Annotated in this window: 25 protein-coding genes; 17 read left to right on the top strand and 8 right to left on the bottom strand. The window is 57.0% G+C overall.

Translation table 11 applies throughout. The annotated features are described in order from the left end of the window. Positions 1-148: 148 nt before the first annotated feature. The 7 genes from ACR2TX_RS12910 to pqqE all read left to right on the top strand — a co-directional run bounded on the left by ACR2TX_RS12910 (position 149) and on the right by pqqE (position 4,997). Positions 149-754, top strand: coding sequence for a TetR/AcrR family transcriptional regulator (locus tag ACR2TX_RS12910; RefSeq protein WP_077731194.1), 606 nt, complete (start codon positions 149-151; stop codon positions 752-754). A 135-nt stretch (positions 755-889) separates the two neighbouring features. Next, entirely contained in the window at positions 890-1,639 is a 750-nt protein-coding gene (locus ACR2TX_RS12905; protein WP_077731193.1) for a HesA/MoeB/ThiF family protein, read from the top strand. A gap of 148 nt (positions 1,640-1,787) precedes the next feature. After that, positions 1,788-1,862 carry a pyrroloquinoline quinone precursor peptide PqqA gene (gene pqqA, locus ACR2TX_RS12900; RefSeq protein WP_077731218.1) on the top strand — a complete coding sequence of 25 codons (75 nt, stop codon included), beginning with the start codon at positions 1,788-1,790 and terminating at the stop codon, positions 1,860-1,862. Between the two features lie 101 nt (positions 1,863-1,963). Then, positions 1,964-2,878, top strand: coding sequence for a pyrroloquinoline quinone biosynthesis protein PqqB (pqqB, locus tag ACR2TX_RS12895; RefSeq protein WP_077731192.1), 915 nt, complete (start codon positions 1,964-1,966; stop codon positions 2,876-2,878). 8 nt (positions 2,879-2,886) lie between these two features. Next, entirely contained in the window at positions 2,887-3,612 is a 726-nt protein-coding gene (gene pqqC, locus ACR2TX_RS12890) for a pyrroloquinoline-quinone synthase PqqC (RefSeq protein WP_077731191.1), read from the top strand. Positions 3,613-3,616: 4 nt separating this feature from the next. Further along, positions 3,617-3,898: a pyrroloquinoline quinone biosynthesis peptide chaperone PqqD gene (gene pqqD / locus ACR2TX_RS12885; protein WP_077731190.1), complete on the top strand. Its 282-nt coding sequence runs from the start codon at positions 3,617-3,619 to the stop codon at positions 3,896-3,898. Next, on the top strand, positions 3,867-4,997 hold the full coding sequence (gene pqqE, locus ACR2TX_RS12880; protein ID WP_077731189.1) for a pyrroloquinoline quinone biosynthesis protein PqqE: 1,131 nt from the start codon (positions 3,867-3,869) through the stop codon (positions 4,995-4,997). The genes pqqD and pqqE overlap by 32 nt, the downstream gene beginning before the upstream one ends. 70 nt (positions 4,998-5,067) lie before the next feature. Here pqqE and ACR2TX_RS12875 read toward each other — a convergent pair whose 3' ends face one another. From ACR2TX_RS12875 to ACR2TX_RS12855, 5 genes are all read right to left on the bottom strand, one after another. Next, the gene (locus tag ACR2TX_RS12875) at positions 5,068-5,427 is read right to left on the bottom strand and encodes a hypothetical protein (RefSeq protein WP_077731188.1); all 360 of its coding nucleotides are present in this window, start codon (positions 5,425-5,427) and stop codon (positions 5,068-5,070) included. Positions 5,428-5,568: 141 nt separating this feature from the next. Next, entirely contained in the window at positions 5,569-6,267 is a 699-nt protein-coding gene (locus ACR2TX_RS12870; protein ID WP_077731187.1) for a hypothetical protein, read from the bottom strand. A 129-nt stretch (positions 6,268-6,396) separates the two neighbouring features. Beyond that, positions 6,397-6,981, bottom strand: a complete 585-nt coding sequence (locus ACR2TX_RS12865) for a UbiX family flavin prenyltransferase (protein ID WP_133716617.1) — start codon at positions 6,979-6,981, stop codon at positions 6,397-6,399. Then, positions 6,978-7,928, bottom strand: coding sequence for a prolyl aminopeptidase (gene pip, locus ACR2TX_RS12860; RefSeq protein ID WP_434132337.1), 951 nt, complete (start codon positions 7,926-7,928; stop codon positions 6,978-6,980). Before pip ends, ACR2TX_RS12865 begins: the two co-directional genes overlap by 4 nt. 254 nt (positions 7,929-8,182) lie before the next feature. Continuing rightward, positions 8,183-9,070: a hypothetical protein gene (locus ACR2TX_RS12855; protein ID WP_434132335.1), complete on the bottom strand. Its 888-nt coding sequence runs from the start codon at positions 9,068-9,070 to the stop codon at positions 8,183-8,185. A 429-nt stretch (positions 9,071-9,499) separates the two neighbouring features. Between ACR2TX_RS12855 and ACR2TX_RS12850 the strand changes: the two genes are divergently transcribed. From ACR2TX_RS12850 to dtd, 5 genes are all read left to right on the top strand, one after another. Continuing rightward, positions 9,500-10,465: an HpcH/HpaI aldolase/citrate lyase family protein gene (locus ACR2TX_RS12850; RefSeq protein WP_434132332.1), complete on the top strand. Its 966-nt coding sequence runs from the start codon at positions 9,500-9,502 to the stop codon at positions 10,463-10,465. A gap of 105 nt (positions 10,466-10,570) precedes the next feature. Next, a complete protein-coding gene (sucC, locus tag ACR2TX_RS12845) occupies positions 10,571-11,740 on the top strand; it encodes an ADP-forming succinate--CoA ligase subunit beta (RefSeq protein WP_077731182.1) in 1,170 nt (389 codons plus the stop codon). A gap of 6 nt (positions 11,741-11,746) precedes the next feature. Further along, positions 11,747-12,637, top strand: coding sequence for a succinate--CoA ligase subunit alpha (sucD, locus tag ACR2TX_RS12840; RefSeq protein WP_077731181.1), 891 nt, complete (start codon positions 11,747-11,749; stop codon positions 12,635-12,637). Between the two features lie 138 nt (positions 12,638-12,775). Beyond that, positions 12,776-13,096, top strand: coding sequence for a rhodanese-like domain-containing protein (locus ACR2TX_RS12835; RefSeq protein ID WP_086135492.1), 321 nt, complete (start codon positions 12,776-12,778; stop codon positions 13,094-13,096). Between the two features lie 2 nt (positions 13,097-13,098). Beyond that, entirely contained in the window at positions 13,099-13,554 is a 456-nt protein-coding gene (gene dtd, locus ACR2TX_RS12830) for a D-aminoacyl-tRNA deacylase (protein ID WP_434111918.1), read from the top strand. Positions 13,555-13,748: 194 nt separating this feature from the next. On the opposite strand, the gene ACR2TX_RS12825 is transcribed toward dtd, so the two are convergent. From ACR2TX_RS12825 to cysM, 3 genes are read right to left on the bottom strand one after another with little or no spacing between them, the layout of a single operon-like run. After that, positions 13,749-14,252: a L,D-transpeptidase family protein gene (locus tag ACR2TX_RS12825; protein WP_434132330.1), complete on the bottom strand. Its 504-nt coding sequence runs from the start codon at positions 14,250-14,252 to the stop codon at positions 13,749-13,751. Between the two features lie 7 nt (positions 14,253-14,259). Then, a complete protein-coding gene (gene rlmD, locus ACR2TX_RS12820; protein ID WP_156879566.1) occupies positions 14,260-15,594 on the bottom strand; it encodes a 23S rRNA (uracil(1939)-C(5))-methyltransferase RlmD in 1,335 nt (444 codons plus the stop codon). A gap of 2 nt (positions 15,595-15,596) precedes the next feature. Beyond that, positions 15,597-16,487 (bottom strand): cysteine synthase CysM, encoded by an 891-nt coding sequence (gene cysM / locus ACR2TX_RS12815; RefSeq protein WP_434132326.1) that lies wholly within the window; start codon positions 16,485-16,487, stop codon positions 15,597-15,599. A 92-nt stretch (positions 16,488-16,579) separates the two neighbouring features. Here cysM and yegQ point away from each other — a divergent pair, with 92 nt between their 5' ends. The 5 genes from yegQ to ACR2TX_RS12790 all read left to right on the top strand — a co-directional run bounded on the left by yegQ (position 16,580) and on the right by ACR2TX_RS12790 (position 22,321). Next, positions 16,580-17,926, top strand: a complete 1,347-nt coding sequence (gene yegQ, locus ACR2TX_RS12810) for a tRNA 5-hydroxyuridine modification protein YegQ (RefSeq protein ID WP_086135282.1) — start codon at positions 16,580-16,582, stop codon at positions 17,924-17,926. 103 nt (positions 17,927-18,029) lie between these two features. Continuing rightward, positions 18,030-18,515: a ribonuclease E activity regulator RraA gene (gene rraA, locus ACR2TX_RS12805; protein WP_077731177.1), complete on the top strand. Its 486-nt coding sequence runs from the start codon at positions 18,030-18,032 to the stop codon at positions 18,513-18,515. A gap of 2 nt (positions 18,516-18,517) precedes the next feature. Beyond that, complete coding sequence (locus tag ACR2TX_RS12800; RefSeq protein ID WP_077731176.1) at positions 18,518-19,084, top strand: cob(I)yrinic acid a,c-diamide adenosyltransferase; 567 nt, start codon at positions 18,518-18,520, stop codon at positions 19,082-19,084. Positions 19,085-19,145: 61 nt separating this feature from the next. Continuing rightward, a complete protein-coding gene (gene ispH, locus ACR2TX_RS12795; RefSeq protein WP_077731175.1) occupies positions 19,146-20,084 on the top strand; it encodes a 4-hydroxy-3-methylbut-2-enyl diphosphate reductase in 939 nt (312 codons plus the stop codon). Between the two features lie 335 nt (positions 20,085-20,419). Continuing rightward, a complete protein-coding gene (locus ACR2TX_RS12790) occupies positions 20,420-22,321 on the top strand; it encodes a diguanylate cyclase (protein WP_139841148.1) in 1,902 nt (633 codons plus the stop codon). The last annotated feature ends 76 nt before the right edge of the window (positions 22,322-22,397 follow it).

Here is a 22,397-nt window from a genome sequence, read left to right as displayed (position 1 = left end):
CACATCACATGTTCGCGATGATAATCGTCAACTCTGCATACCGTTCCATCCGCACCGAGTTAGGCTGGGATGGAGTCAATCAGCTGTCCTCATCTAAGGGACCGACGCGGTTTGGCTAAATTCCCGGAATCGAGCAAGGATATTCGCCATGGCCAGACGAAGCGATCATAGCCGCGACGAAATTCGCGAAATGGCTTTAAAAGCAACGGAAGCCATCGTCGAGCGGGAAGGCGCGGCAGGTCTCAGCACACGCAAGATCGCGAACGAAATCGGCTATACCGCAGGCAGCCTCTATTTGATTTTCGAGAACCTGGACGACTTGATTTTCCGGGTGAACGCCCGGACCTTGGCCGAATTAGCTCTCGAACTCGACCAAGCTACGGCTGAGAAAAACGATACCGAAGCTGTACTGGTGGAACTGGGCCGCATTTATCTCCGCTTCGCCGCGTCACACAGGGGACGCTGGGACCTGATTTTCGGACGCGGATCGCCCACGGCAACCGCTTCGCCCGGCTGGTACCGCAACCATGTTCTCGCCCTGTTCGATCGGGTCGAAAAATGTCTCGCCCGACTCGGTCCGGCCCGAAATCCGACGGAAGTCGCACTGGCCGCTCGAGCGCTTTGGGGAGGCGTGCACGGCGTCTGCACCTTGGCGCTTACCGATAAGCTGGACATCGCCGGTCTTCCCGATGCCGAGAAACTGACGACTTCGCTGATCCGAAACTTTTTATCCGGCTGGATGCGGCAAAATTAGTTCACGGACTCTAGAACGCTGATCGGCAAGCCCCCCCCGATCGCAAGACTAATTCGTTTTATCCTCGCCCCATGCGGCGAAGGATTTTTGCCGGTAAACTGGTTTACTTTTCCGAATAGTCTCTACCGCCGAACGATGAACGACAATCAACTTTTGCGTTATAGCCGACAGATACTGCTGCCTCAGATCGATGTCGAGGGCCAGGAAAAGCTGCTGGATTCCAGGGCATTGATTATCGGTCTCGGCGGTCTCGGCTCGCCCGCCGCCATGTATTTGGCCGCCGCCGGGGTCGGCAGCCTGGCGCTGAACGACTACGATGTCGTGGAAATATCCAACCTTCAGCGCCAGATCGCGCACGGCACGGAGAACATCGGAGAACCTAAGGCGGTTTCGGCGCGTAAAGCCCTCGAACGGCTAAACCCCGATGTGAGAGTCACCGAACTCACGTCCCGTTTGGAGGGGGCACAATTGGAGCAGGAAATCGCTCGGGCCGACGTGGTGCTGGATTGCTCGGATAACTTCACCACCCGTTTCGCCGTCAACGCCGCTTGCGTAAGAACACGAACGCCGCTGGTTTCCGGAGCGGTGATCCGCTTCGAGGGACAACTGGCCGTATTCACTCCGGGCGTCGGAAACAACCCCTGTTACAACTGCTTGTACGCCGATCACGGCGAACTTGCGGAAAGCTGCGTGCAAACCGGCGTGCTTGCCCCTCTGCCCGGAATCATCGGCAGCCTCCAGGCCCTGGAGGCCATCAAGCTCCTCACGGGCGTCGGCGAACCCTTGGTGGGACGACTTTTATTGCTCGATGCGCTGAGCATGGAGTGGAATCAAATGATCTTGAAAAGAAATCCCAGATGCCCGACTTGCGCTGGATCGGCTTGAGCAATCCAGCGGGCTTCTACTGATTTCCCTTCGAGAAATAGGAATAACTCCCGTTGCTTTCCAAAAATCGGATACGTATACTTTGCCGCGAGCTTTATAAGCCATTCCAAACTAAAGCAATAAATCACTTTTTTGGAGGTAATCCGAAATGAGATGGGAAAAACCGAGCTACAAAGACCTGCGCTTTGGCTTCGAAGTCACGATGTACATCTACAACCGCTAATTCGCCGGTTGAATCCCTGAACGGGGCTCCGCAGCAATGTAGAGCCCCGTTTTTTCATTTAAAGGGCTCATCGGAAGCTCTTTTGCTTAGCAAAGATCGAAATGAAAGTCCGAGTGTTGGGCGCCGGCGCGGGCGGCGGTTTCCCGCAGTGGAACTGTAACTGTCACAACTGCTCCAGGCTTCGCCAAGGCCAAGTCAAGGCCAAATCGCGCACTCAGTCGTCGATTGCCGTCAGCAGCGACAACGAGAATTGGGTGCTTTTCAATGCGTCGCCCGACATCCGCACTCAACTGGAAGCCTTTCAGGCCGTCCATCCAAGGCACGGCATCCGTGACAGCGGTATCAAGGCCATCGTCCTGATCGACAGCCAAATCGATCACACCACGGGACTGTTGATGCTGCGCGAGTCCACTCGACCTTTGGACATTTATTGCAGCGAGATGGTGAAACAGGACCTGTCGACGGGATTCCCTGTATTTAAGATGCTGGAGCACTACTGTGGAGTCAACCACCATAGCACGCCTCTGGACGGCAGCGGCTTCGCGATTCCCGGGATTCACGACCTGAAGTTCTACACCCATTCGCTGAAAAGCAAGGCACCGCCCTATTCGCCTCATCGGCACGATCCGCACGAAGGCGACAATATCGGGGTCATCATCGAGCAGATATCTTCGGGCAAGAAACTTTATTACGCGCCGGGACTCGGAGAAATAGAACCTCACGTGTTCGCGGCCATGCAGCAGGCTGACTGCATGTTGGTCGACGGCACGTTCTGGCAGGAGGATGAGATGGGCCGTGCCGGAATTTGCGATAAGCTTGCCCGCGACATGGGACATCTACCCCAATCAGGTTCGGACGGCATGATCGAAGTGCTGAAAAATGCACCCAAAGCACGGAAGATTTTGATTCACATCAATAATACCAACCCGATCTTGGACGAAGATTCGCCGGAGCGAAAAACCCTTACCGGAGCGGGCATCGAAGTTGCCTGCGACAGCATGGAAATCGACCTGTGAGAAACACCATGAGCGAACCGACACCTTGGACCCGAGAAGAATTCGAAGCCAAATTGCGCGAGAAAGAGGCGTATTATCATATTAACCATCCCTACCATGTGCTCATGGCTGACGGCAAGCTCAGCAAAGAGCAAATTCAAGGGTGGGTTGCGAATCGCTTCTATTACCAAATCAAGATCCCGGTCAAAGACTCCGCCATTCTGGCGAATTGCCCCGATCGCGAAACCCGACGCCAGTGGATTCAGCGGATACACGATCACGACGGCTGGGGCGACGATGCCGGCGGCATCGAAGCCTGGACGCGACTCGGTATTGCTGTAGGCATCCCCCGAGACGAACTCTGGTCGCTAAAGCACGTATTGCCCGGCGTCCGCTTTGCCGTGGACGCTTATGTCAATTTCGCCCGCCAGGCATCCTGGCAGGAAGCGGCCTGTTCGTCGCTGACCGAGCTGTTCGCGCCGACCATTCACAAGCAGCGCTTGTCCGGCTGGCCCGACCTGTATCCGTGGATCGACCAGGATGGACTCGCCTATTTCCGGAAACGGGTGAGTCAGGCCAGCCGCGATGTGGAACACGGCCTCGCCATCACACTGGACTATTTCAAGACTCGCGAGCAACAGGAGCGCGCCCTGGAAATCCTCCAGCTCAAGCTGGACATTCTGTGGAGCATGCTTGACGCGATGTACTTGGCCTATATCGAAAACAAGCCGCCCTACTTCAATATCAAGCCTTGAAACCATGGCCTTAGACGCCCAAAGCCTCTTTGCCTTCTCGCCCCTGCATCGACTGCAATGGGAAGAAGCCCAACAGCGTTACGTGATCCTTTATCCCGAGGGCCTGGTCGAGTTAAACCTGCCCGCCGCCGAAATCCTCAAGCTGTGCGACGGCACACGCGATTTGGACGGAATCGTTTCCGAACTTGAGACGAAATTCGAAACCACCGGTCTAAGGGACGACATTTCCGAACTCCTGCAATCTGCCTTGGATAATGGTTGGATCAGACAAATTCCCCGTCAGTAGTCCGCGCTGGCTATTAGCCGAACTGACCTACACCTGCCCGCTACAGTGCCCGTATTGTTCCAATCCCGTCGACTTCGCGAGACATAAGGACGAACTCGACACCGAAGACTGGCTGAGAGTATTTTCCGAAGCCCGCGAAATGGGCGCGGTGCAACTCGGCTTGTCGGGTGGCGAACCGCTGGTGCGCCAGGACTTGCCTATCCTGGTCAGACACGCCCGAGAGCTGGGCTATTACGTCAACCTGATTACCTCCGGCTATAAGCTCAACGAGGACAGGATCGCCGAGCTGAAGAATGCCGGACTGGATCACATTCAGGTCAGCATTCAGGCACCCGAAAAGACGCTGAACAACTATCTGGCCGGCACCGAATCGTTCGAGCAAAAGAAAGAGGTGGCCCGACTGGTCAAGAAGCACGGCTACCCCATGGTTCTGTGCGTCGTGATCCACCGCCAGAACATCCACCTGATGCGCGAAATTCTCGAAATGGCCGTCGAACTGGAAGCCGATTATCTTGAACTGGCCAATACCCAGTATTACGGCTGGGCGCATCTCAATCGCGATCAGCTGCTGCCGACCCGCGAGCAGTTCCAGGAAGCCGAGGCCATTGCCCAGGACTATAAGGAAAAGCTCAAGGGAAAGATGAAGATTTACTACGTGGTGCCGGACTACTACGAAGATCGGCCGAAGGCCTGCATGAACGGCTGGGGGACGACGTTTCTGACCATCGCTCCGGACGGTCTTGCCCTCCCCTGCCACGAAGCCCGGTCGCTGCCGGGACTCGACTGCCCCAACGTACGCGATATGAGCGTACACGATATTTGGCTACACTCCGATGCCTTCAACAAATTTCGCGGATACGATTGGATGAAGGAGCCTTGCCGGTCTTGCCCGGAAAAGACCAAGGACTTCGGCGGCTGTCGCTGCCAGGCCTATCTTTTCACCGGCGATATGACCGCCGCCGACCCGGTGTGCGGCAAATCTCCCCATAGGCATGCCGTATTCGAAGCGATCGCCAGTGCGCGCTCGGCAGCTGAAACCGGCGAAACGAAACCGATGGTGTTCCGCAACACCAAGAACTCTAAGTCTTTTAGCGGCTAAGTCTGATTACTCTCAAACGGGCGGACCGCCACGCTCGTTCGAATCCGAGCACATAAACCGTCCGGAAGCATTATCGGCTTTCCGCCGCCAACTGGCGATGATATTCGGCCAAACGACGGCTTTCTTGGGCTGCCATTTCCAGATCCCGGATCATGGCTTCGGCACGCGCTTTCAAATCCAGAATCTGCTTGCCGTACTTGTGTGGATTAGCCTGATACTGGATCAGCATCTCGCGCTCTTCATCCGCATCGGCCTGCATCGTCTGCGCGATTTCATCATAGTGATTCGCGAGCCGTTCGTGCGCTTCCCGTGTGTCCGCCGTCTGCACGGCATACGCCCAATTGGGCGGACGTGGCCCTTCCTGCGTCGCGCATCCCCCTAGCACGACCAGCAGCGCGGGAACAATGACCTGGACAATCCTTATCCTCATAACACCTCCTTCCGGTCAAGATCGTTAATCCATCAAGACTCCGATAGCAGACCAGTACCGGCAATACCTATCCGTGCAGAATCGCCTTGCGGATACGTTGAAACCACTTTTCACGGCCGTCTCGACGTTTTTGCCGATTCGTCAGGATACCTCGTAGAGGCGATTCATTTCCGGGATTTTCAGCACCCCGCCCGATCCGAAATCCCGGTGATCGAACCTGGCCGAATCCTCCGCCGACCGTCGCGCCGCCAGAAGGGCTTCCAGAGTACCGAACCATATGAGGTAATAGCCGAACAATTCCAGGCTTTCCTCGATGATTTGCTTATATCCGGTCTTAAAATCGCTTCCCATGACCAGTTTCAGCAGCTCGGCGTGACCTACCAACTGGGCCAGCACCGCCACGGCCAGAAATCCTGACCAAAGAAAACCGAAAGGCGCCGAGTGAATCAAAGTACAAATCTGTTCCGGTAAGACTTTTCGGTTATGCCAGCCAATCATTAGCAACACGAAAAGCGAAATGCCTGCCGGCAATTGCCTATCCCACCAATAGTCCCACTCACGTATCGAAGCGATCACGACGAACATTCCGAGCATCAGAAACAAAGGCCGACGGTGCTTCAAGCGCCAAGCACCGAAAAAATAGAGAGACATGGTCGCCATGATCAGGCCATATTGCAGCCACTCGACAAAATACCCTTCGCTGAAAACGTTTTCCGCATTGGCTCGGCTCGACCTCGCCAGGTAATCGTAAGTAACGAAAATTGCGAGGAAATAAAAAATCAACCTTATCGAGCCGAATACGATAGCAGTTCTATTTTTATGATCGATTTTTTCCGCCATTGGTTGCATACCCCTTCAAATGCCTCATCCATCAACCCGCGGCAATGGAGGAACCGATTGGAATCTCGTTTAGTCGTTCATTTTTATTTCCTTCCCTGAACATGCTAGCCGTAGGCGTGCGGTCACACACTATGATTTGCCCAGACCTTCCCACGGCTCATACAGAGCATCGGTTTCGATCTCGAACAACCCGAGAATCCGTCCCACTGTCTCGTCGATAAGCGCCGCCAACGTTTTCGCCCTGCCGTAAAACGCCGGCAACGGGGGGAAGATGATGCCCCCCATTTCCGTAACGGCGGCCATGTTGCGGATGTGCGCCAAATTCAACGGCGTTTCGCGCGGCACCACGACCAATCGACGACGCTCCTTAAGTGTTACATCGGCCGCGCGCGAGATCAGGTTGTCGGAAAATCCGTGCGCCACTGCCGCCAATGTTTTCATCGAGCACGGCGCGATAATCATGCCGTGGGTCTTGAACGCACCACTCGCGATGCTGGCTCCGACATCGTTGACATCGTGAACGACATCGGCAAACGCGCACACCTCGGCGCGCTTCATGCCCAATTCATGATGGATATTGAGCACACCCGCCGAGGAAACGATCAGGTGCGTTTCCCATCCCCCGATGTCGCGCAGCACCTGAAGCAGGCGCAAGCCGTATACGGCACCGGTCGCGCCGGTCATTGCAATGATCAGGCGTTTATTTCCGTTCATGACCCGAACCGCTCGGCCATTTCATCCGCGGCCGTAACCAAGGCATCGATCATTTCATCGCCGGCAGCGATATGGCCGGCATTCGGCAAAACGCGCAGCTCGGAGTTCGGCAGGCGCTTGTAAAGACTGAACGACGATTCGACGGGGCAAACCAAATCCCGACGGCCATGGATCAAAATTACCGGCAAATGACGAATCCTGTCACATTGCTCCAAAATCGCATTCTCTGGGATGAAATATCTGTTCACGGCATAATGGAGTTCGATCCGAGCTTGGTTGACCGCCTCGGACGATACATGCTCGTTCAACTCCGATGAGTCGAACTCGTTGCCGACAATGACCTGGCCGCTCCACAGCGCCCATGCGCGGGCGGCACGCCGCTGGGCCAATTCATCATCGCCGGTCAGGCATGAATACAAGTAAGACAAAGAATGAGGCCGCTCAGGCTCCGGGATATTTTCCATAAATCGTTCCCACGCCTCCGGATAAACTCGGTCCGCGCCCGAACCGACGAACCATTCGATATCGCGCTGGCGGGCCAGAAACGCCGCCCTAAGCACCAGTCCGGCGATCCTGGACGAATGGCGCTGCGCATAAACGAGCGCCAGGGTCGCGCCCCAGGAGCCCCCGAAAACCGACCAGCGATCGATTCGAAGCGCATGGCGGATATACTCCAAATCACGGATCAAGTCGGACGTAGTGTTGCCGTGGAGCTCTCCATGGGGAAGCGAACGCCCAGCGCCTCGCTGATCTATAAGAATAATCCGGTACTTGTTGGGATTGAAAAAAGAGCGGTGATAAGCCCTGCAGCCGGAACCCGGTCCACCGTGCAAGAACACGACGGGCATTCCGGAGGGATTCCCGCATTCTTCCACATAGATCTGATGCTTATTCCGTTTGAATTGATGGGCTGCGTAGGGTTCGATTTCGGGGTAGAGAATTCTCATGACAGGCTCAGGTCGGGCAGGAATTTGGACCTGGCGTAACGGAATAATGAACCAGCGGAGAACCTAACTGCCAATCCGGAACGCGGACAAAACCGCCATCGATTGATGGCAGCATTTCAGAGCAATATTCATATCGTGTTTCGATGCGGACGATGTCGAAAAATTCTACACCTGCATCGGACAATCGGACGTATTTTCTCGGCAAGAAAAAAGGGGGATTCTCATCCCCCTTTTCTTTTCGGCTTGAAAGGCTCTTAGAAGCCGAAACCGAGATAAGCGCCGGCGGTAAGGCCGTCGGTGTCTACGCCCTTGAGCACACCACTGTCGCTTTTGATGTCCAAGTCATCGCCAGTGAAGTGATAACGGAAATCAAGACCCGCCCACAGGTCGCCCCAGATCTTGTATTCGGCACCGGCGCCCAGCATCAGGCCGGGATTGAGCACGGTTACGCCGCTGGACGGCGGACTGATGACGTGGATGCCCAGACCGAACGGAATGATCCACGGCCTGAAGTTGCCCATATTGTTGAACTTGATTTTCGGCGCGGCCGTCAGAGTGAACTGGGTGATCTTGTTTTCGATACGGCCTAAATTACCGAGATCGGTCTGTGCTATGGCAACTAGAGTGTTCGTACCGGTGCCGAAGTTCTTGTATTCGAACATGACCTCGCCGTCTAGCGAGGCGATATCGGTCAGACCCCAGAAATCGTCGGTCAACTGATGGTCGAAACCGGCGCCGACGTACCAGCCATCATTATCGTTCGGCTCCGTATTAACTAGCAGCGTTTCCGGAGAGCTGGTCTTATAGCCACGACCATGCTCCATTTTGGCATAACCGCCGCGGAAGAAGAGCAGGTCATGATGCTCTTTCTCATGCTCCTCGGCTTCGGCAAGTTGCTGTTCGACCTTCTGCTGCTGCGCGTCCATCCGTTCCGCATTGACCTTGGCATCGGAACGCGCCTTCGCCAATTCCGAACGCAACGCGCGCATCTCGTCTTCCATCATCTGCAAACGTCTTTCGATATCGGCCTGAGCAGACGTACCTTTGTAGTGGCTCTCCGCCATAGCCTGCTGCGGCGCCAAGCCGGCCACCGCGACAGCGGCAGTAACCATTGCTGCCATACCAGTCGATTTCTTGATCATTCTTATTCCCCCTCGTGCGAGTTGAACCTAAATCCGTTGCATGCCAGCAACAAAAAGTTGCATGTCGGCACGATCCTAACAAAAAAATCTCCATACAACAATTAGTCTATTTCATTATTTTTGCTAATTGTGGCTATTTGGACCGTTGCTTTTCTTGGGCTAGCCGAAACATACAGCCTTGCGGTTATAATGGCGAGTTAGGCTGCAACAGACAGTTTGTGGGGCCACGGCTCAGGCTATCGCCGCGTGATATCGCTGAGCACGAGGACGACCGCCTGGATATCAAGCGAATGCCTGGCCCTCCCTTGCTCCTTGCCCGCGGCGAATCAATCCATAAGAATTTAAGACATTGCCTGTATTAATCGGGATATGACGGATATTCGCCCGGATGCAACATTCACTGGTCCAAAATAAATACAGAGACACGACATGGCCGTAAAAAATCGATTACACCGTAGCGAGTTGGCTGTTCCGGGCAGCAACAAGCGTATGTTGGAAAAAGCGCCCGAATCCGGCGCCGACGTAGTCTTTCTCGACATGGAAGATGCAGTCGCTCCGGACGATAAAGAGCAGGCGCGGGCCAACATCATCGAGGCCTTGAACACCTATGACTGGTCGAAATGCGCCGTTTCCATCCGAATCAACGGACTCGACACCCATTACGCCTACCGCGATCTCGTAGAAGTGGCCGAAGCCTGCGGCGACAAACTCGACACCATTCTGATCCCCAAAGTGGGCAGCGCCGCCGACGTGTATTTCGTCGCCACCATGCTGTCCCAAATCGAGGCTTATAAAGGCTTCAAGCCCATCAACATCCACGTATTGATCGAAACCGCAATGGGCATGGCGAACGTGGAAGAGATTGCGAAAAGCTGCCCCGAGCGCATGGAAGCCATGGTGTTCGGCGTGGCCGACTACGCCGCCTCCGTGCGCGCCCGCACCACGCAGATCGGCGGAGCCAATCCCGAGTATGGCATGCTCACCGATCCCGACGAAAACGGCCAGCGTTATTTCCATTGGGGCGATCAGTGGCATTTCGGCATTTCCCGCATGGTCGCTGCCTGCCGCGCCTACGGGCTGCGGCCCATCGACGGTCCGTTCGGCGATTTCGGCGACCCTGAAGGCTACAAGGTCGCCGCGCGCCGTGCCGCCGCTCTCGGTTGCGAAGGCAAGTGGGCCATTCACCCGTCCCAGATCGCCCTGGCGAACGAAGTCTTTACCCCTACCGAAAAGGAAGTGAATCGCGCCCGCCGCATCTTGGTCGAAATGGAAAAGGCGGCGAAGGAAGGCAAGGGCGCCGTGTCCCTGGACGGCCGCCTGATCGATGCTGCTTCGATCCGCATGGCCGAAAATGTGGTCAGACAGATCGAACAAATAGAGGCCCGCCAGTCGTAGGGGATTTCCGTCGGTCGGGTTACCGAATCGTAACCCGACATTCCTATCGTCGGGTTACGGTCTGCCGGCCCAGCCTGACCTACATTGAAGAGAGGAAAGCAATCAGTGAACATCCATGAATATCAAGCGAAGGAACTGCTGAAATCATACGGTGTGCCGGTTCCGGTGGGCGGCGTCGCCTACTCCGACCAGCAGGCGGCTCAGGTGGCCGAGGAAATCGGCGGCAATAAGTGGGTCGTCAAAGCACAGATTCATGCCGGCGGCCGCGGCAAGGCGGGCGGGGTGAAGGTCGTCGACTCCATCGCCGAGGTGCAAAAAACCGCCGATGCCATGATCGGCACCCACCTGGTCACCCATCAGACCGGCCCCGAAGGCTCCATCGTCCAGCGTGTCTGGATCGAGCAAGCCAGCGACATCAAAAAGGAATTCTACCTAGGCTTCGTGATCGACCGCGGCTCTCAGCGCATCACCATCATCGCATCCAGCGAAGGCGGCATGGAAATCGAAGAGGTCGCCAAAGCGACCCCCGAAAAGATCGTCAAGGAAGTCATCGACCCCGCAATCGGCCTTCTGGACTTTCAGTGCCGTAAAGTCGCCACCGCCATCGGCCTCAAGGGCAAGCTGATGCCGCAAGCCGTCAAGCTGATGAAATCCATCTACCGCTGCATGCGCGACAAGGACGCCCTGCAGGCCGAAATCAATCCCCTAGCCATCGTCGGGAACGGTGACGACAAACTGATGGTGCTCGACGCCAAGTTCAGCTTCGACGACAACGCCCTCTATCGCCAGAAAGCCGTCACGGAAATGCGCGACCTGGCCGAGGAAGACCCGAAAGAGGTCGAAGCCTCCGGTCACGGCCTCAACTACATCGCGCTCGACGGCAACATCGGCTGCATCGTTAATGGTGCCGGTCTCGCCATGGCTTCTTTGGACGCCATCACCCTGCACGGCGGACGTCCGGCCAATTTCCTCGATGTCGGCGGCGGCGCCTCTCCCGAAAAAGTCACCAACGCTTGCCGTATCGTGCTGGAAGATCCTAACGTCAAGTGTATCCTGGTGAACATTTTCGCCGGCATCAACCGCTGCGACTGGATCGCCAAAGGTTTGATCCAAGCCTGCAACAGCCTCCAGATCAAGGTTCCGCTGATCGTGCGCCTGGCCGGCACCAATGTGGAAGAAGGCCGCAAGATCCTGGCGGAATCCGGCCTCTCCTTCATTACCGCCGAAAATCTGGACGACGCAGCGGCCAAAGCGGTCAAAACGGTGAGAGGGTAAGCATCAATGAGCGTATTCGTTAACAAAAACTCCAAGGTCATCTTCCAAGGCTTCACCGGCGAACACGCCACCTTCCATGCCGAAGACGCAATGAAAATCGGCACCAATGTCGTCGGCGGCGTTACGCCCGGCAAGGGCGGCACCACTCATTTGGGTCTACCGGTATTCGACACCGTGGCGGAAGCCGTGGCCGCCACCGGCGCCGATGTTTCCGCCGTATTCGTGCCCCCGCCGTTCAGCGCCGACGCCTTGATGGAAGCCGTCGATGCAGGAATCAAAGTAGCGGTGACCATCGCCGACGGCGTTCCGGTGCACGACATGATCCGACTCCAGCGCTACCGCACCGGCAAGAATACGATCATCGTCGGCCCCAACACTCCCGGCATCATCACGCCGAGCGAATGCAAGGTGGGCATCATGCCCTCGCACATCTACAAAAAGGGCAACATCGGCATCGTCTCCCGCTCGGGAACGCTCAACTACGAAGCCACCGAGCAAATGGCAGCCCTGGGACTCGGCATCACCACGTCGGTGGGCATCGGCGGCGACCCCATCAACGGCACTGACTTCATGACCGTGCTGCGCGCCTTCGAAGCCGATCCCGAAACCGAAATTGTGGTCATGATCGGCGAGATTGGCGGCCCCCAGGAAGTGGCGGCAGCTCGTTGGGCGAAGGAAAATATGAAAAAGCCCGTCGTCGGCTTCGTAGCCGGCATCGCCGCCCCCACCGGCCGGCGCATGGGGCATGCCGGCGCCATCATTTCCAACGAAGACGACACGGCCAGCGCCAAAATGGACGCCATGGAAGCCTTAGGGCTGTATGTCTCGCGAAACCCGGCCCACATCGGCCAAACCGTGCTGAGGGCGATGAAGGAAAATGGCATCGCCGTTAAATAATCGGATCGTGACCTAGTGCAGGTCGGGAATCCTTTCCCGACATAGCGGGTCGGCAAGGGATTGCCGACCTACGAGACATAGGGTGCGGCGAGGTAAGAACCGCACCGATTCGCTTTTTTCATACGTATGGAAATCATGATGCGCGATATCTCGCCCTTGGAACTTAGAAGCTATCTCGAGACCGCCAACCCCAAACCTCTCCTGCTCGACGTGCGCGAACCACAGGAATACGCCCACTGCCATATCGAAAGCAGCATACACATTCCCATGAACGATATTCCCTACCGGCTCGCCGAACTCGATCCGGCGCAGGAAATTGTCGTCATCTGCCATCACGGCATGCGCAGCCGCATGGTGGGCGATTATCTGGAGCGCCAAGGATTCAGCGATATCGCCAACCTACGGGGCGGCATCGACGCCTGGGCTAGGGAGGTCGCACCCGATATGCCGCGGTATTGATCGTGATCGCCGTCATTCAGCGGGTGACACGGGCCGAAGTGACCGTGGCCGGCGAAAGCGTCGGAAAAATAGACCGGGGGATACTCGCTTTGATCGCCGTCGAACGGGGCGATACGGAAGCTCAAGCGGACCGTCTGGCCGAGCGGATTCTGGGTTACCGGATTTTCGGAGATGCCGAGGACAAGATGAATCTCAACGTGACGGACGTGAGCGGCGGGGTCTTGCTGGTCTCCCAGTTCACTCTGGCAGCCGATACCCGAAAGGGGATGCGCCCGAGCTTCACTCCCGCCGCCGATCCTGAGACCGGAAAACGTCTGTTCGACTATTTCGTGGAAAAGGTGCGGGCCCGGCACTCGCCCGTAGAAACCGGACGGTTCGGCGCCAATATGCAGATCGAACTCGTCAATGACGGACCGGTAACTTTCACTCTAAACGTACCACCGGCCGCAGCCGAGTGATGGCCGCTTTGTAGCTTCGTAGGGTGGGTTAGACGCGCATACCCGTCGTGCCGTCAACCTGCTCCAAGCTTGACGCGCGTCGTAACCCACCGGAGCGGCATCGATGCCCCATTTCGGTGGGTTACGGTGCGCTTCCAACTCAGCGGCAAATGGAAAAGTGCTCCTCATGCGCACCTAACCCACCCCTCTACCTTCTACGGTTCAATCAACACCCGCATTCCCACTTCCACCCGCTCGAATAAATCGGCCACGTCCGAACTCTTCATGCGGATGCAACCGTGGGAGGCCGGGGTTCCGTTGACGCCTTCGTCGGGGCTGCCGTGGACATAGATGTAACGCCAGGTGGTGTCGACTGCCCCGTAGCGGTTGAAGCCGGGTTCCAGACCGCCGAGCCAGAGGATGCGGGTCAAAATCCAGTCCCTTTCCGGAAATCGGGCGGCGAGAACCGCATCGTAAATCTCCCCGGTCGGCCGGCGTCCGATGAATACGGTATCGAGGGGCAAACCCGTTCCGATCTTGGCCCGGATGCGATGCCAGCCGCGCGGGGTGCAGCCGCTGCCCATGCGTTCGCCGGGACCGTTCTTGGCGGTGGAAACGGGCCAGGTGCGGATCACCTCGCCGTTCTCGACAAGATCGAGCTCCTGGCGGGGAATACTGACCCGAAGGTAGAACGGCGGTTCAGGCCGGTCGTCGCCCACGGTGCCTCTACGCCTTCTCGAAGAGCGCGATGGATTCCACGTGTGCCGTCTGCGGAAACATATCCATAACGCCCGCGCGAATCAGACGGTAGCCGTGCTGGTGAACCAGGATGCCGGCATCCCTCGCCAACGTGGAGGGATTGCACGAAACGTAGACGATACGGCGCGCCCCCCAGCGCGGCACATAGGACAAAACCTCTTCGGCACCCGCTCGGGAGGGATCGAGCAATATCTTGTCGTAACGCCGAGTCGCCCATTCGGCATCGTTCAGGGCTTGGCTCAGATCGGCGACATGAAACTCGACATTGCCGAGACCATTGGCTTCCGCATTCTGGCGGGCGCGTTTCACCGATTCGGAACTGCCTTCGACACCGACGACCCGGCTCGCACGCTTGGCGATCGGCAAGGTGAAGTTGCCGATTCCGCAAAAAAGGTCGAGCACCGATTCGCCGGGCGCCGGATCGAGCACTGCCATCACGCGATCGACCATCTTGCGGTTGATGTCGATGTTGACCTGGGTGAACTCGGTGGGCTTGAACCGGAACTCAATGCCCTGATTCAGCAGCGAATAGCTCAGCATCGGCGGATGCTCCGGATAAAGCGGGACGATCGAATCGGGACCCTGCCGCTGTACATAAACGTCGAACTCGAAGCGCGCGCCGAACGCCTTCAGCCGTTCCAAATCGTCCGTGGAAGCATCCTCGAGGATGCGAAACACCAGCGCGGTACGCTCATCACCCACGGCGACCTCGATCTGCGGAAGCCTATCCTTGATACTCAGCGAACCGATCAATTCCGACAGTTCTCGGAGGCGCTCGCCGACCTTTGGATGCAGCACGGGGCAGGATTCCAAATCGGCGATGAAGGGGCTGGAGCGTTCGCGAAATCCGACCAGCACCCGCCCTTTCTTCGGCACGTATTTCACGCCGAGACGGGCCTTGTGGCGATAACCCCAGTGGGGGCCGGTCAACGGCGGCCACAGCGGCACCTCGTCGATTTTGCCGATGCGCCGGAACTGATCCGCCAAAAGCTTTTGCTTTTCTTCGATCTGCGCCGCGTCGGTCAGATGTTGAAAGCTACAACCGCCGCAGACGCCAAAGCTCGGACAACGGGGTTGAACCCGTCCCGGTGCCGGCGTTATGACCTCCTCGACCTTGCCTTCGGCATAATCGCGGCGAACGGACGTATAGACGAAGGTCACGTCCTCGCCCGGCAGCGCGCCGTCGATGAAAACGGCCTTGCCTTCGACGCGGGCGACGCCCCGTCCGTCATGAGCGAAGGAATCGATGTGCGCCCGGAAAGCTTCCTGGGGAAGGTTTTTTTTGCGTGCTCGTGCGGCCATGGTCAGTCCGGAAATACGCCGGTGGACAAATAGCGGTCGCCGCGATCGCAGATGATAACGACGATCACCGCGTTTTCGACTTCTTTAGACAGGCGCAGGGCCGCCGACACCGCGCCGCCGGACGAGATGCCGGCAAAAATGCCTTCGCGCGCCGCCAGTTGGCGAGTCGTTTCCTCCGCATCTTCTTGCGTTACGTCCATGATGCGATCGACTCGGCTGAAATCGCAGATTTTCGGCAGGTATTCCTTGGGCCAGCGGCGTATGCCGGGAATCTTGGCCTGGTCCTTGGGCTGAACGCCGATGATCTGCACCGCCGGATTTTTCTCTTTCAAAAACGTCGACGTACCCATAATGGTGCCGGTGGTTCCCATCGAGCTGACGAAGTGGGTCACCGTGCCCTGCGTGTCGCGCCAAATCTCCGGGCCGGTACCTTCGTAGTGAGCGCGCGGATTATCCGGATTGGAGAACTGATCGAGGATTCGACCTTCACCCTTTCGCTCCATGTCCCGGGCCAGATCGATGGCCGCTTCCATGCTGCCTTCGGCGGGAGTCAAGATGATTTCGGCGCCGAACGCTTTCATCACGGCGCGCCGTTCCGCGCTCATGTTTTCCGGCATGATCAGAGTCATCCGATAACCTTTGATGGCCGCCGCCATCGCCAGGGCAATGCCGGTGTTGCCGCTGGTCGCTTCGATCAGCCGATCGCCCGGCTTGATCTCGCCGCGTTCTTCGGCACGCTTGATCATGCTGATCGCCGGCCGGTCCTTCACCGATCCCGCGGGATTATCGCCTTCCAGCTTAGCCAGGATGATGTTGCTAGTCTCGCCCGGAAGACGTTGCAATCTGGCCAGTGGCGTATTTCCGACAAAGGATTCTATGGTGGGGAAAATCATGGCCGTTCTCGAGAGGTTGATATTCCTGAGCGATACGCTCAACTATGGGATAATAGGAAAAGTTCAAATTTTACCATTTCACGTTTTGTGCCATGCAAAAAGTCGAATTGCTGTCTCCGGCAGGCACCCTCAAAAACATGCGCTATGCCTTCGCTTACGGCGCCGATGCGGTCTACGCCGGCCTGCCGCGCTACAGCCTGCGGGTTCGGAACAACGATTTCCTGGAAAGGAATCTCGCAATGGGCATATCCGAGGCTCATGAACAGGGCAAATCCTTCTATCTCGCGACCAACGTCCTCCCGCACAACGCCAAGGTGAAAACCTTCATCAAGGATTTGACGCCGATCGTCGCCATGGGGCCGGATGCCCTCATCATGGCCGATCCCGGCTTGATCATGCTGGCCCGGGAGGCATGGCCGGACATGCCTATCCATCTCTCGGTCCAGGCCAATACGCTCAACTACGCGGCGGTGCGCTTCTGGAAATCGGTCGGGATCGAGCGGATCATTCTGTCGCGCGAGCTTTCTCTGGATGAAATCGGAGAAATCCGGCAACAGTGCCCGGACATGGAGCTCGAAGTGTTCGTGCACGGCGCCCTATGTATTGCCTACTCGGGACGCTGCCTGCTGTCCGGTTATTTCAATCACCGCGACCCGAACCAGGGCACCTGCACCAACGCCTGCCGCTGGAAGTACGATTTGGCGCCGGCGGAAGAAAACGCCGAAGGCGATTACATTCCCGGACAACTCCGCCTGTCGTTGTCCGACCTCAATCAAAATCTCTCGGCTTGCGGCGATCAGGCCCGCCATCCCTTGGCCGACCAGGTCTATTTTCTCGAAGAAGAAACGCGGCCGGGCGAACTCATGCCGGTCATGGAGGACGAGCACGGCACCTATATTCTGAACTCGAAGGACCTGCGCGCCGTGGAGCACGTGCAGCGCCTGGTGGCGTTGGGCGTCGACAGCTTCAAGATCGAAGGGCGCACCAAATCCTACTATTACGTGGCGCGCACCGCGCAGGTCTACCGGCAAGCGATCGACGACGCCCTGGCCGGGCGGAAATTCGATCCCACGCTGCTGGGCGTGCTGGAAAACCTGGCACAGCGCGGCTATACCGACGGCTTTTACGTGCGCCACCACACCCAAGACTATCAAAACTACATCCGCGGCCATTCGGAAAGCCACCGCCAGCAATTCGTGGGGGAAATCGCCGATTTCGACGAGAACTCCGGACTCGCGGCCGTCTTGGTGAAAAACAAATTTGCCGTGGGCGACCGGCTCGAACTGATTCTGCCGCAGGGCAACCGCGACATCGTGTTGCAGCACATGGAAGACGAACGCGGCAACCCCATGCAGGAAGCACCGGGCGGCGGCTATAACGTCAGGATACCGGTGCCGGTCGGCGATTGCCGTAACGGATTGATCGCCCGGTATCTGTAAGCTTCCTGTAAGCTTCGGAAAGGCGGCCTCCTCGAATGGTCCACCCGCAAAGCTCGGTCGGGTATCATAACGCCTCCTGAATCTTACAGTGCGGAGACTGCTTATGACGTTTACCACCCCCGATCTTTGCGATCGATACTCCGGCACTCATCATTTGCAGATCGCCGAACCGATGTTTCGCCCTTTCGGCGGCAAGAGCGCCTTCAGCGGTCGCGTCACGACGCTCAAGATCTTCGAGGATAATATCCTGCTTCGAGCGGTGCTCGAAGAGAAGGTCGAGGACCGGGTTCTCGTCGTCGACGGAGGCGGTTCCCACCGCTGCGCGTTGCTTGGGAGCAATCTAGCCAGGCTCGCCTGCGACAACGGCTGGCAGGGCATCATCGTCTACGGCTGTATCCGGGACTCGGTGGAAGTCAACCGGCTACCCATCGGCATCCGGGCGCTGCATACCCATCCTTTGAAAAGCCACAAAAAAGGCGGCGGTGATCGGGACATCCTCGTCACTTTTGCCGGCATCAATTTCAGGACCGGTTATTACGTCTACGCCGACGAAGACGGCATCGTCGTGACCGAGGATCAGTTGGCCTGACCATGGGACACCGACTCACCAAGATCTACACGCGGACCGGCGACAAGGGCACTACCGGGCTCGGCGACGGAACCCGCGTCGGCAAGGATGCCCCGCGCGTCGAGGCCTATGGCGCGCTCGACGAACTCAACAGTCATATCGGATTGGTCCTAGCTTATACCGCACCGCCCAAGGTGGCGGACTGCCTGACCGAAGTTCAACAAGTTCTATTCGACCTCGGCGGAGACTTGTGCATTCCCGGACGCCGCTCCATCGACCAAAGTCATATCGACTGGCTGGAACAGTGGTTGGATCATTTCAATAACCAACTGCCTTGGTTGCAGAATTTCATATTGCCCGGCGGAAATCCGCCCGCGGCACATTGCCATGTCGCCCGTGCCGTCTGCCGCCGGGCCGAACGGGTGCTGGTTTCGCTGGGAAAAGCAGAGCCTGTAGATACGTTTGCCCTCGCCTATCTCAACCGTCTATCGGACTTCTTGTTCGTGGTCGCGCGTATCTTGGCTCGGCAGGGCGACGGAACGGAAACGCTGTGGCAGCCTCGTCGTCCCGCTCCGCAGCCGCCACATTGATTCGGCTTGCCTAAAATGTAAGAATCTCCCACCCTCTTAGTCAGAAATTACCCACACGCCTATGGAAATCATACTCGCCAATCCCCGCGGTTTTTGCGCTGGCGTCGACCGCGCCATCGAAATCGTCGAACGCGCCATCGAGGTTTTCGGAGCTCCGATTTACGTACGGCACGAAGTGGTCCATAACCGCTATGTCGTCGACGGCTTGCGCGATCGGGGAGCGGTATTCGTGGAAGAGCTTTCGGAAGTTCCGGAAAACTCCACCGTGATTTTCAGCGCACATGGAGTTTCCAAGGCCATTCAGGAGGAAGCTCAGGAACGCGGTCTCCAGGTGTTCGACGCCACCTGTCCCTTGGTCACCAAAGTGCATATCGAAGTACATCAACACGCGAACGAAGGGCGGGAAATCATATTCATCGGCCACGCCGGACACCCCGAAGTGGAAGGCACCATGGGACAGTACGTCAATCCGAACGGCGGGATTTATCTCGTGGAATCGCCGGAAGATGTCGACACGCTTCAAGTCACGAATCCGGACAATCTGGCCTATGTTACCCAAACCACCCTCTCCATTGACGACACTCAAGCCGTCGTGGATACCTTGAAAAAGCGCTTCCCGAATATCATCGGCCCAAGAAAAGACGATATCTGCTACGCCACGCAAAACCGCCAGGATGCGGTGAAGAAGCTCGCCACCCATTGCGACGTCATTCTAGTGGTCGGCTCCCCGAATAGCTCCAATTCCAACAGGCTGAGAGAAATCGCCGAGAAGCTCGGGCGTGCGGCCTACTTGATCGATGATGCCGATCAGCTTCAACGAAATTGGATAGACGGCGCTCAGAAAATCGGCGTTACAGCCGGCGCTTCGGCTCCTGAAATTCTCGTAACCAAAGTCATCTCCAAGCTTAAGGAATGGGGCGGACGGACGGTAATGGAGACCCGAGGCATCGAGGAAAAAGTCGTATTTTCTCTGCCCAAAGATCTTCGGCGCACGGCCTAAGAATCGTTATCCGCCGGTAAATCGCGTCGCAAGACCGGCGGATAAAACTCCTTTAGCACCTTCTGATCCGCGGCGGACCAGAAGGTGCACCTCCTCTCCCCGCGTCCCGCCTGACTCGTACCTCACTCTAACAATCGAGTTGGCACCGCCTCAGCAATCTATTCACTGCAATTCAACACTGGGAAGCTAGACTTACTTCTAGAGTGCCTCCATCTTGGTGTAGAGTCGCTCATTCGACCGGATTCCGGTCGAGACCGTTGAGACTACAGGAAGTCGGAACCGAAAATGCTCTTTTTGGAGCTTTTCAAGCATGCGGAATCGGGATTGAGCGCCAGATGTTAAGAGCCCAGGAAAATCGTTTCGAAGAACTGAAGACCACAGGGAAGCTGCCTTCCCCTTTCGGCGTCGCACTCGAAATCATGCGCCTGACCCACAAGAAAGACGCAACCGCACAGGAAATCGCCCAACTCGTGCAAATCGATCCGGCCTTGACGGGCAGAGTGATCCAATTTGCGAACTCGGCACACATCGGTGCACGTCGGCCGGTTGTAGCGGTCGTCGATGCCATTGGGCTTTTGGGCACGAATACCGTACGTCAGTTCGCGCTTAGCCTTTCAGTAATCCAAGGGAATCTGAGAGGGGCCTGCGGATCATTCGATTACCGGGTTTTCTGGTCCGATTCTTTAGCCCGGGCCCTATCCATCCAAGCCATAGCGACACGTGATCGTACTTTCGCTCCGGAAGAAGCGTTTACTTGCGCTCTTTTGTCCGAGATCGGCCAACTGGCATTGGCCAGCGTGTACCCGGATGAATACGCTCAGTGCCTAGCCGCATGCAGGCCCGGAGATGACGATGGGTTAATCGAGTCGGAACAGGAACGATTTTCCATAGACCATCGCCAAATCACGCTCGGTTTATTGAAAGAGTGGGGCTTCCCTGCCGTTATGCTCGAAGCGTTAGCGCTTAGTAATACCGACGCGGGGCCATTGACATCAGAGAGCACCAGAGCCGAGCGCTTTGCGGCGCAATTGCGGCTGGCGACTTTGCTCGGCCGCTGTTGCGATGTGGATGCGGACGCTAGAAACGCGCTGCTCCCGCAAATCATCGCCATGGCACAGACACTCGGCCTGGACGAATCCGATTTGGAGGAGCTTTGGGATCAAGTCACTCAACAGTGGCAGATAACGAGCCGTTTCCTGAGCATTCCGGTCGGCGAACTGCCGCTGATAAAACCGCCCGACACCGATCAAATCGGCATCGATCCAAAACCGGCTGGCCTCAAAATTCTCTTGCTGGATAGCGGTTACGAGCGCATATCCGATCTTGAAAAGCTATTAGACGCCGATGGCCACGAAGTGCTCACGACGAGCAACGCCGATGAAGGCATACAGATCACTGTCACGGAAAAGCCGCAGCTTATTATTGCAGCCTCCGACAAATGCCCCATCGACAGCATACAGTTCTGCAAAGCGCTTCGAGCCTCCGAGCTCGGGCGTCAAATCTATTTGATCGTTCTGACCTCCGCGCCGGACAACGAGTTCTTGGTGCAAGCTTTCGACGCGGGAGCCGACGATTTCATCGTAACCCCGGTCCACGACAGGGTGCTTATCGCTCGAGTGCGCGGCGGACAACGCATCATACAACTGCAGGAAGAAATGGCCCGCGAGCAGCAGGAAATCAGCCGATATGCCCGCGAACTGGCGATCGCAAAGCGAAAAATGGAAGTCATGGCGATGACGGACTCATTGACCAAGGTTCCTAATCGCCGCTACGCATTCGCCAGGCTCGACGAAGAATGGTCTGTTTGGCGCCGCACAGGCAGGCCCTTAACCATCATGCTCCTGGACCTGGACCATTTTAAGCAGATCAACGATATCTTCGGGCATCAAGCCGGCGACCAAGTATTGGTACACACAGCCAAAATCATACGCTCCATGCTGCGCTCCACCGATGTCGTGTGTCGATTGGGCGGGGAAGAATTTATCGTAATAGCGCCGAACACCGATGTAGCCGTTGCGAAAACCTTAAGCGAAAGGCTGCGAGGCGATGTCGAAAAGCATCAGATTCAGACGGTAAAGTTGACCAGACTGGTGACGATAAGTATCGGTGTCGCGGTTTCGACGGACCAGACGGTCAATGAGAACGACTTGCTTCACCGCGCGGATCAGGCCCTCTATCGCGCGAAGCACGCCGGACGCAACGCCGTTCGGTTCTACTCGCCGCAGCGAGCCGCTTAGAGATGTCGTAGCAAATCAGGAATTCATTTTCGTAGGGTAGGTTAGGCGCACATCAGCACTGACCAACCGCCGATCA

This window comes from Methylocaldum sp. GT1BB, from assembly GCF_051027545.1.
Taxonomy (GTDB): domain Bacteria; phylum Pseudomonadota; class Gammaproteobacteria; order Methylococcales; family Methylococcaceae; genus Methylocaldum.
Note: the sequence above shows the minus strand (reverse complement) of the source record. Positions and strands in the feature narration are given on the sequence as shown.

Coding starts and splice junctions, on each gene's coding strand:
- ACR2TX_RS12910 (WP_077731194.1), top strand. CDS start 149: ATGGCCAGACGAAGCGATCATAGCCGCGACGAAATTCGCGAAATGGCT.
- ACR2TX_RS12905 (WP_077731193.1), top strand. CDS start 890: ATGAACGACAATCAACTTTTGCGTTATAGCCGACAGATACTGCTGCCT.
- pqqB (WP_077731192.1), top strand. CDS start 1,964: ATGAAAGTCCGAGTGTTGGGCGCCGGCGCGGGCGGCGGTTTCCCGCAG.
- pqqC (WP_077731191.1), top strand. CDS start 2,887: ATGAGCGAACCGACACCTTGGACCCGAGAAGAATTCGAAGCCAAATTG.
- pqqD (WP_077731190.1), top strand. CDS start 3,617: ATGGCCTTAGACGCCCAAAGCCTCTTTGCCTTCTCGCCCCTGCATCGA.
- pqqE (WP_077731189.1), top strand. CDS start 3,867: ATGGTTGGATCAGACAAATTCCCCGTCAGTAGTCCGCGCTGGCTATTA.
- ACR2TX_RS12875 (WP_077731188.1), bottom strand. CDS start 5,427: ATGAGGATAAGGATTGTCCAGGTCATTGTTCCCGCGCTGCTGGTCGTG.
- ACR2TX_RS12870 (WP_077731187.1), bottom strand. CDS start 6,267: ATGGCGGAAAAAATCGATCATAAAAATAGAACTGCTATCGTATTCGGC.
- ACR2TX_RS12865 (WP_133716617.1), bottom strand. CDS start 6,981: ATGAACGGAAATAAACGCCTGATCATTGCAATGACCGGCGCGACCGGT.
- pip (WP_434132337.1), bottom strand. CDS start 7,928: ATGAGAATTCTCTACCCCGAAATCGAACCCTACGCAGCCCATCAATTC.
- ACR2TX_RS12855 (WP_434132335.1), bottom strand. CDS start 9,070: ATGATCAAGAAATCGACTGGTATGGCAGCAATGGTTACTGCCGCTGTC.
- ACR2TX_RS12850 (WP_434132332.1), top strand. CDS start 9,500: ATGGCCGTAAAAAATCGATTACACCGTAGCGAGTTGGCTGTTCCGGGC.
- sucD (WP_077731181.1), top strand. CDS start 11,747: ATGAGCGTATTCGTTAACAAAAACTCCAAGGTCATCTTCCAAGGCTTC.
- ACR2TX_RS12835 (WP_086135492.1), top strand. CDS start 12,776: ATGCGCGATATCTCGCCCTTGGAACTTAGAAGCTATCTCGAGACCGCC.
- rlmD (WP_156879566.1), bottom strand. CDS start 15,594: ATGGCCGCACGAGCACGCAAAAAAAACCTTCCCCAGGAAGCTTTCCGG.
- cysM (WP_434132326.1), bottom strand. CDS start 16,487: ATGATTTTCCCCACCATAGAATCCTTTGTCGGAAATACGCCACTGGCC.
- yegQ (WP_086135282.1), top strand. CDS start 16,580: ATGCAAAAAGTCGAATTGCTGTCTCCGGCAGGCACCCTCAAAAACATG.
- rraA (WP_077731177.1), top strand. CDS start 18,030: ATGACGTTTACCACCCCCGATCTTTGCGATCGATACTCCGGCACTCAT.
- ACR2TX_RS12800 (WP_077731176.1), top strand. CDS start 18,518: ATGGGACACCGACTCACCAAGATCTACACGCGGACCGGCGACAAGGGC.
- ispH (WP_077731175.1), top strand. CDS start 19,146: ATGGAAATCATACTCGCCAATCCCCGCGGTTTTTGCGCTGGCGTCGAC.
- ACR2TX_RS12790 (WP_139841148.1), top strand. CDS start 20,420: ATGTTAAGAGCCCAGGAAAATCGTTTCGAAGAACTGAAGACCACAGGG.